The following is a 5,960-nucleotide window of genomic DNA, read 5'->3' as shown; positions in this document are numbered from 1 at the left end:
TCGCCGCCATATCGGCTATAGAACCCGCGCCGGACCATACGAGAGCAGGCCATGACCTACCAGCCGAAAGCCGAGTTCCTGCGCGTGATGCTCGAGCGCGGCTACATGCAGGACTGCACCGATCTCGAGCGGCTCGACACGGTGCTCATGGCGGACGAGGTGCCGGCCTATGTCGGCTATGACTGCACCGCGCCGTCGCTGCATGTGGGCAGCCTGGTCAGCATCATGATGCTGCACTGGCTGCAGCAGACCGGGCACAAGCCGATCGTGCTGATGGGGGGCGGGACCTCGAAGGTCGGCGACCCATCGGGCAAGGACGAGGCGCGCCAGCTGCTGACGGCAGACCAGATCGCCGCCAACATGGCCGGCATCCGCGCCGTTTTCGCCCGCTTCGTCAGCTTCGGCGAGGCGGGCGGCAATGCCGTGATGATCGACAATGCCGAGTGGCTGGACGGGCTCGACTTCATCCCCTTCCTGCGCGACTATGGGCGCTATTTCTCGATCAACCGCATGCTGACCTTCGACTCGGTCAGGCTCAGGCTCGACCGCGAGCAGACGCTGAGCTTCCTCGAGTTCAGCTACATGCTGCTGCAGGCCTACGACTTCCTCGAGCTCCATCGGCGCACCGGCTGCCGGCTGCAGATGGGCGGCTCGGACCAGTGGGGCAACATCGTCAACGGCATCGACTTGACGCGCCGGGTGGAGGGGGCGGAGGTGTTCGGCCTGACCTCGCCGCTGATCACCACGGCGGGCGGCGCCAAGATGGGCAAGACGGCGCAGGGAGCGGTGTGGCTGAACGCCGAGATGCTGAGCGCCTACGATTACTGGCAGTTCTGGCGCAACACCGCGGATGCCGATGTCGGCCGGTTCCTGCGCCTGTTCACCACGCTGCCGCTCGACGAGATCGCCCGGCTGGAAGCGCTCGAGGGCCAGGAACTGAACGAGGCGAAGAAGTTGCTGGCGACCGAGGCCACCGCCATGGCGCATGGCCGCGAGGCGGCCGCGGCGGCAGAAGCGACGGCGCGGGAAGTCTTCGAAGGCCGCGGAAGCGTCATCCTGCCATCGGTCCAGGCTTCAGGAAAGGGCTACGTAACGAACTTGCCAACCCTAGAATTGAGCGCGGACGAAGTGGCGAACGGAATCTCGCTGGTGCAGCTGCTGGTGCGCTCGGGTCTCGCCACCTCGGGCAAGGAGGCGAAGCGGCTGATCGCCGAGGGCGGCGCGCGGCTGAACGACGAGCCGGTGCGCGATGCCGGCCTCGTGCTCGACCGCGCGGCGCTGGCGAGCCCGGTCAAGCTGTCGGCCGGCAAGAAGCGGCACGCGCTGGCGCGGGTGGTGTGAGTTCGGCAAAGGCCCGGCCCCGGACCTGATCCGGGGCCGCATGCCGGAACCGCGCCAGGGAGGTCCCGGCTCGGGGGCCAGGACCCACGGCGTACGTCACGCCCCCGGCCGCAGCCGCCCGACGACCATCGCCATGGTCGGCACCGAGAGCATGACGAAGACGATCCGGGCGACGTGGTGGATGGCGACGAAGCCGGGATCGGCATTGATGGCGATGGCGATCAGGCTCATCTCGGCCACCCCTCCCGGCGCATAGGCCAGGAGCGCCGACAGGAACGACTGGTCCGTTGCCGACGAGACCGCGAGCGCGAACAGCGCCGACACGGACAGCAGGATCCCCGTGCCGCCCAGGCTGACGAGCCCGAAGCGCAGCAGCGTTCGCACCGTGATGCCGTGGAAGCGCGAGCCGATGGCCGAGCCGGTGACCACCAGCGCCACCTCGACCAGCCAGTGCGGCAGCACGCCCTCGATCACCCCGGCCATGCGCAGCACCCCGCTGGCCACCAGCGGGCCGATCATGAAGGGGATCGGGATGCCGAGCCGAATCATCACCCACATGGTCGCCAGCCCCGCCGCGAGCATGATCGCGAAATCGGGCAGCCCGATCAGGGCGTGCGCGGCAAAGCCGGCGCGCGCGGGCGTCGGATAGCCCAGCAGCCCGAAGGCGATGCCAGGGACCATGCACACCACGATGGCGATACGGAAGGACTGCGCCAGCGCCACGTTGCGCTCGTCGGCGCCCAGCGAGCCCGACATCAGCGTCACCGAGATCAGCCCGCCCGGGATCGAGGAGCACGCCGCCGTCATGCGCGCCTCGCCCGCCACGTGGCGGTAGAAGGCATAGGCGCAGACCGCGGCCACCGGCACGTAGAGCATCGCCGCGGCGATGGTCAGCGGGTATTTCAGCAACTCGGAGGCCTGCACCCCCTCGAAGCTCTCGCCGAGGAACAGGCCGATCAGCACCAGGAAGCTGGCGCGCACCCACATGGGCACGTCGACCGGCGCCCCCGACATGCGCGCGACCATGGTGGCAAACAGCGCCCCCAGCATCCAGGCGAGCGGCACGTGGAGCGCATGCGCGACGGCGCCCCCGGCGGCGCCCACGGCGAGGCCCAGGGCGATGCGCTTCAGCCGCTCGGGGCTGAGCCGGTCCGACCAGCTGTCTGCGGCACGCCCGCGACTCACGCGCCGGGCTCCGGCGCCAGGATCTCGACCTCCGCGCCGGCGCGCACGGCGGTGTAGAAGCACGAGCGGCGGTTGGTGTGGCAGGCGGGGCCGGTCTGCTCGACCAACGCCAGCAGGCAGTCGCGGTCGCAGTCGACGCGCAGCTCGACCAGGCGCTGGACATGGCCCGAGGTCTCGCCCTTGCGCCACAGCTCGGCCCGCGAGCGCGACCAGTAGGTAACATGGCCCGTCCTCAGCGTCTCGGCCACGGCGGCGGCGGTCATCCAGGCCATCATCAGCACCTCGCCCGACTTCGCGTCCTGCGCGATGGCGGGGATCAGGCCGCGGTCGTCATAGGCGAGCGTGGCCGGGTCGAACGGTATCTCGGGCATGCGGGGCGTCCCTCTCGGGCCTGCGGGGCTTTTCGCGTGGCACGTCAAGGGCTATCTAGCGGTTAGATTGCGGGCACGGAAGGGACCATGACGGCTGCCGATCAAGACCTGATGAAGCTCTACTCGCAGCGCATCCTGTCGCTGGCGGCGTCGATTCCGCATGTCGGACGGCTGGAGCACCCGGACGGCTCGGCGATGAAGCGCTCGCCGCTGTGCGGTTCGACCGTCACGGTGGACCTGCGCATCGAGGACGGAAAGATCGCCGACTTCGCCCAGGACGTGAAGGCCTGCGCGCTGGGCCAGTCCTCGGCCTCGGTGCTGGGCAGCCAGGTGATCGGGCGCACGCGCGACGAGATCGCCAGGGGCCGCGACCAGCTGCGCGCCATGATCAAGGAGGGCGGGCCCGCGCCCGAAGCGCCCTTCGACGGGCTCGAGGTGCTCAAGCCCGCGCGCGACTACAAGAACCGCCACGCCTCGATCCTGCTGGCCTGGGAGGCGACGCTGGCGGCCATGGACGAGGCGGCGGAGAAGGCCGCGGCCGCGCAGTCCTAGCGCCTCTCGGCCCCCGGCGGTGCCGGTGTCCACACGTGGACACACAGCCAAGTCCTTGTCCTACAAGGCAGATCACGTGAGTGATCGGGCACGCCGCGGCGGGCGCGGTGTTCGGGGCGCCCGGCCAGCCCGCTGCCAGGCGCCGTGCCCCCGCCTTACCGCTTCCACCACACCTCGGGCCGATAGCCGTAGAGCGGATCGCGGTCGGGCTTGGCGAAGCCTGCCTGCCAGGCGACGCGGTCGGTCGGCAGGTAGCCGAAGGGGATCACGTAGACGCCCGAGCTCAACACCCGGTCGAGCGCGCGCACGGCCGCCGTGAAGTCCTCCTCGCTCTTCGCCGCGAGCAGCGCGTCGATCATCGCGTCCACCGCCGGGTCGGCCACGCCCATGTAGTTGCGCGTGCCGGGCTCGGTGCGCCCGGCGCTGCCGAAATAGAGGCGCTGCTCGGTGCCGGGGCTGAGCGAGAGGTACCAGCGGTTGACCGTCATGTCGTAGTCATAGGTGCGCCGGCGCTCCTCGAACTGGGCGTCGTCGACCCGGCGCACGCTGGCCTCGATGCCCAGCCGCTTGAGCGATTCGCTCCACAGCGAGGCGAGCGTCTCGTCGTCGGTGGAATTGACCAGGATCTCGAATCGGAACGGCTCGCCGCGGGCATTGCGGCGGACGCTGCCATCGACCTGCCAGCCGGCCTGGGCGAGCAGGTGCGCCGCCTTGCGCAGGTTGTCCCGGTCGCGGCCCGAGCCGTCCGATTCGGGCGGGCGCCAGCCATGCGCCAGCGTGCCCGGGGGCAGCGAATCGGCGAACGGGGCGAGCAGCGCGCGCTCGCGCCCCTTGGCCGGTCCGGAGAAGCCGAGCGGTGAGTTGTCGTAATAGCTCTCGATGCGCTTGTACTGGCCGCGGTAGAGGCGCTGGTTGATCCACTTCCAGTCGAAGCTCAGGGCCAGGGCGCGGCGCACCCGGCGGTCGGCGAAGATGGCGCGGCGGGTGTTGAAGACGAACCCGTCCATGCCGGTGGGCCGGCCGTGGCTGATCTCGCCGCGCTTCAGCCGACCGTCGCGGGCGGCGGGAAAGTCATAGCCCTCGGCCCAGCGCACCGGGTCAGAATCGTAGAAGACGGACACGTCACCCGCTTTAACTGCGGACCACAACGCCTCGGAATTGCGAAAATATTCGTAGGTGATCTTGTCGAAGTTGTAGAGCCCGCGGTTGACCGCGAGGTCGCGCCCCCAGTAGTGCGGGTTGCGCTTGAAGGTGATGAAGCGGCCGGGCTCGAACTTGTCGACCACGTAGGGACCCGAGCCGATCACCGGCTCGAGCCCCGGCTTGGTGAAGTCGCGGCCCTGCCACTGCGCTTTCTTCAGGATCGGGCGCAGCCCCATGATGAGCGGCAGCTCGCGGTTCGGCGTGGAGAAGCTGATGCGCAGGCTGCGCGGGCCGGTCTGCTTGATCGACTCGACCGCGTTCCAGGAGTTGCGGTAGGCTGGATGCCCTTTCGTTCCAAGGGTTTCCAGCGACCAGATGACATCCTGCACGCGCACCGGCGAGCCGTCGGAGAAGTGCGCCTGGGGCCTCAGCGTGAACTCGACCCAGGAGCGGTCGGGCGGCGTCTCGACCGACTCGGCGAGCAGGCCGTAGAGCGTGAACGGCTCGTCCCAGCTGCGCGCCATCAGCGATTCGACCGTGTAGGCCTTCACCCCCCAGGGCGCGCGGCCCCTGAGGATATAGGGGTTCAGGCTGTCGAAGCTGCCGACCTCGCCATAGACGACGCGCCCGCCCTTGGGCGCGTCCGGGTTCGCATAGGGCAGGTGCGTGAAGCCGGGCTTGAGCGCCGGCGCCCCGTGCATGGCGATGCCGAAGGCGGGCGCCGCTGCGGCCGGCGCCGCGGCGGCGGCCAATATGAAGATTGCAATCCAAGACGAAACGCAGGCGCGATTACCCGTCGTTATCAGAGTCTTGAATCCGAGACTTAAAAGCCTCTTGCTGCACTCTGCGCATTTGCGTATGATACCCACACTGCTCGATAGGTTTCTTGCCTGTATGAAACCTGCCTCAACACCTTCAGCGCTCCCTTCGGGGAGCGCCTTTTTTTTGCCTGCCCATCTGCGGAAGTGCGTCATCCCGCCGGATCGTCCCTTGCCGTCGCCGCGGACCTGCCTGTCCTGAGCACGCCAGAGTCGCGCAGTTCGCCCCCGATTGAAAGGGGGCGACGCCGCGACACAGACGACCGGCGCGGCCGCTCGGATTGACAGGAGATCGGCCGCCGCGTGCCGGTGCGGGTGGGGGCGCTCGTGCGACCGGCGACGGGCCTTCACTTGACATTTATCGAAATATCGGGATTTGTCGATTTATGGATAGTGAACGCGCCCTCGACTCCCTCGACGCGCTGGCCAACGCGACCCGGCTTGCTGCCTTCCGCCTGCTGGTGCAGGCCGAGCCGGGCGGGCTTCTCGCGGGCGAGATCGCCGTGCGCCTGGGCGTCATCCAGAACACGATGTCGAGCCACCTCGCCAC

5 protein-coding genes are annotated in these 5,960 nt (G+C 69.0%); 2 read left to right on the top strand and 3 right to left on the bottom strand.

Going from position 1 to position 5,960, the window contains the following annotated elements; genetic code table 11:
- The first annotated feature begins 51 nt into the window (after nucleotides 1-51).
- Nucleotides 52-1,341, top strand: coding sequence for a tyrosine--tRNA ligase (gene tyrS, locus AC32QD_RS09345; RefSeq protein WP_492010222.1), 1,290 nt, complete (start codon nucleotides 52-54; stop codon nucleotides 1,339-1,341).
- Between the two features lie 96 nt (nucleotides 1,342-1,437).
- Here the strand turns inward: tyrS and AC32QD_RS09340 are convergent, their stop codons facing one another.
- Both AC32QD_RS09340 and hisI read right to left on the bottom strand, forming a co-directional pair.
- Nucleotides 1,438-2,526, bottom strand: a complete 1,089-nt coding sequence (locus AC32QD_RS09340; protein ID WP_492010221.1) for an AbrB family transcriptional regulator — start codon at nucleotides 2,524-2,526, stop codon at nucleotides 1,438-1,440.
- On the bottom strand, nucleotides 2,523-2,897 hold the full coding sequence (gene hisI / locus AC32QD_RS09335) for a phosphoribosyl-AMP cyclohydrolase (RefSeq protein WP_492010220.1): 375 nt from the start codon (nucleotides 2,895-2,897) through the stop codon (nucleotides 2,523-2,525). The genes AC32QD_RS09340 and hisI overlap by 4 nt, the downstream gene beginning before the upstream one ends.
- 87 nt (nucleotides 2,898-2,984) lie before the next feature.
- On the opposite strand from hisI, the gene AC32QD_RS09330 reads away from it, so the two are divergent.
- Nucleotides 2,985-3,449, top strand: a complete 465-nt coding sequence (locus tag AC32QD_RS09330) for an iron-sulfur cluster assembly scaffold protein (protein ID WP_492010219.1) — start codon at nucleotides 2,985-2,987, stop codon at nucleotides 3,447-3,449.
- Between the two features lie 155 nt (nucleotides 3,450-3,604).
- Here the strand turns inward: AC32QD_RS09330 and AC32QD_RS09325 are convergent, their stop codons facing one another.
- Entirely contained in the window at nucleotides 3,605-5,344 is a 1,740-nt protein-coding gene (locus tag AC32QD_RS09325) for an extracellular solute-binding protein (protein ID WP_492010218.1), read from the bottom strand.
- Nucleotides 5,345-5,960 lie beyond the last annotated feature (616 nt).

The sequence above is a fragment of the Thermohalobaculum sp. genome, assembly GCF_058622915.1.
This window is presented reverse-complemented; position numbering and strand designations above follow the sequence as displayed.